This window comes from Bacillus sp. FG16, from assembly GCF_057809515.1.
On sequence record NZ_JBMDKC010000209.1, the window covers coordinates 1 to 2,939 of the forward strand.

1 rRNA gene is annotated in these 2,939 nt (G+C 51.6%); it reads left to right on the forward strand.

Annotated features, from left to right (window positions below):
• Window positions 1–9 precede the first annotated feature (9 nt).
• Window positions 10–2,931, forward strand: a 23S ribosomal RNA gene (locus ACODS7_RS31600).
• The last annotated feature ends 8 nt before the right edge of the window (window positions 2,932–2,939 follow it).

Genomic DNA, 2,939 nt, shown 5'->3' on the forward strand with positions numbered 1-2,939 from the left:
TTTTAGTTTGGTTAAGTTAGAAAGGGCGCACGGTGGATGCCTTGACACTAGGAGTCGATGAAGGACGGGACTAACGCCGATATGCTTCGGGGAGCTGTAAGTAAGCTTTGATCCGAAGATTTCCGAATGGGGAAACCCACTATACGTAATGGTATGGTATCCTTACCTGAATACATAGGGTATGGAAGACAGACCCAGGGAACTGAAACATCTAAGTACCTGGAGGAAGAGAAAGCAAATGCGATTTCCTGAGTAGCGGCGAGCGAAACGGAACATAGCCCAAACCAAGAGGCTTGCCTCTTGGGGTTGTAGGACATTCTATACGGAGTTACAAAGGAACGAGGTAGACGAAGCGACCTGGAAAGGTCCGTCGTAGAGGGTAACAACCCCGTAGTCGAAACTTCGTTCTCTCTTGAATGTATCCTGAGTACGGCGGAACACGTGAAATTCCGTCGGAATCTGGGAGGACCATCTCCCAAGGCTAAATACTCCCTAGTGATCGATAGTGAACCAGTACCGTGAGGGAAAGGTGAAAAGCACCCCGGAAGGGGAGTGAAAGAGATCCTGAAACCGTGTGCCTACAAATAGTCAGAGCCCGTTAATGGGTGATGGCGTGCCTTTTGTAGAATGAACCGGCGAGTTACGATCCCGTGCGAGGTTAAGCTGAAGAGGCGGAGCCGCAGCGAAAGCGAGTCTGAATAGGGCGTTTAGTACGTGGTCGTAGACCCGAAACCAGGTGATCTACCCATGTCCAGGGTGAAGTTCAGGTAACACTGAATGGAGGCCCGAACCCACGCACGTTGAAAAGTGCGGGGATGAGGTGTGGGTAGCGGAGAAATTCCAATCGAACCTGGAGATAGCTGGTTCTCCCCGAAATAGCTTTAGGGCTAGCCTTAAGTGTAAGAGTCTTGGAGGTAGAGCACTGATTGAACTAGGGGTCCTCATCGGATTACCGAATTCAGTCAAACTCCGAATGCCAATGACTTATCCTTAGGAGTCAGACTGCGAGTGATAAGATCCGTAGTCAAGAGGGAAACAGCCCAGATCGCCAGCTAAGGTCCCAAAGTGTGTATTAAGTGGAAAAGGATGTGGAGTTGCTTAGACAACTAGGATGTTGGCTTAGAAGCAGCCACCATTTAAAGAGTGCGTAATAGCTCACTAGTCGAGTGACTCTGCGCCGAAAATGTACCGGGGCTAAATACACCACCGAAGCTGCGAATTGATACCAATGGTATCAGTGGTAGGGGAGCGTTCTAAGTGCAGTGAAGTCAGACCGGAAGGACTGGTGGAGCGCTTAGAAGTGAGAATGCCGGTATGAGTAGCGAAAGACGGGTGAGAATCCCGTCCACCGAATGCCTAAGGTTTCCTGAGGAAGGCTCGTCCGCTCAGGGTTAGTCAGGACCTAAGCCGAGGCCGACAGGCGTAGGCGATGGACAACAGGTTGATATTCCTGTACCACCTCTTTATCGTTTGAGCAATGGAGGGACGCAGAAGGATAGAAGAAGCGTGCGATTGGTTGTGCACGTCCAAGCAGTTAGGCTGATAAGTAGGCAAATCCGCTTATCGTGAAGGCTGAGCTGTGATGGGGAAGCTCCTTATGGAGCGAAGTCTTTGATTCCCCGCTGCCAAGAAAAGCTTCTAGCGAGATAAAAGGTGCCTGTACCGCAAACCGACACAGGTAGGCGAGGAGAGAATCCTAAGGTGTGCGAGAGAACTCTGGTTAAGGAACTCGGCAAAATGACCCCGTAACTTCGGGAGAAGGGGTGCTTTCTTAACGGAAAGCCGCAGTGAATAGGCCCAAGCGACTGTTTAGCAAAAACACAGCTCTCTGCGAAGCCGTAAGGCGAAGTATAGGGGGTGACACCTGCCCGGTGCTGGAAGGTTAAGGAGAGGGGTTAGCGTAAGCGAAGCTCTGAACTGAAGCCCCAGTAAACGGCGGCCGTAACTATAACGGTCCTAAGGTAGCGAAATTCCTTGTCGGGTAAGTTCCGACCCGCACGAAAGGTGTAACGATTTGGGCACTGTCTCAACCAGAGACTCGGTGAAATTATAGTACCTGTGAAGATGCAGGTTACCCGCGACAGGACGGAAAGACCCCGTGGAGCTTTACTGTAGCCTGATATTGAATTTTGGTACAGTTTGTACAGGATAGGCGGGAGCCATTGAAACCGGAGCGCTAGCTTCGGTGGAGGCGCTGGTGGGATACCGCCCTGACTGTATTGAAATTCTAACCTACGGGTCTTATCGACCCGGGAGACAGTGTCAGGTGGGCAGTTTGACTGGGGCGGTCGCCTCCTAAAGTGTAACGGAGGCGCCCAAAGGTTCCCTCAGAATGGTTGGAAATCATTCGTAGAGTGCAAAGGCATAAGGGAGCTTGACTGCGAGACCTACAAGTCGAGCAGGGACGAAAGTCGGGCTTAGTGATCCGGTGGTTCCGCATGGAAGGGCCATCGCTCAACGGATAAAAGCTACCCCGGGGATAACAGGCTTATCTCCCCCAAGAGTCCACATCGACGGGGAGGTTTGGCACCTCGATGTCGGCTCATCGCATCCTGGGGCTGTAGTCGGTCCCAAGGGTTGGGCTGTTCGCCCATTAAAGCGGTACGCGAGCTGGGTTCAGAACGTCGTGAGACAGTTCGGTCCCTATCCGTCGTGGGCGTAGGAAATTTGAGAGGAGCTGTCCTTAGTACGAGAGGACCGGGATGGACGCACCGCTGGTGTACCAGTTGTTCTGCCAAGGGCATAGCTGGGTAGCTATGTGCGGAAGGGATAAGTGCTGAAAGCATCTAAGCATGAAGCCCCCCTCAAGATGAGATTTCCCATAGCGTAAGCTAGTAAGATCCCTGAAAGATGATCAGGTTGATAGGTTCGAGGTGGAAGCATGGTGACATGTGGAGCTGACGAATACTAATAGATCGAGGACTTAACCATATAATATG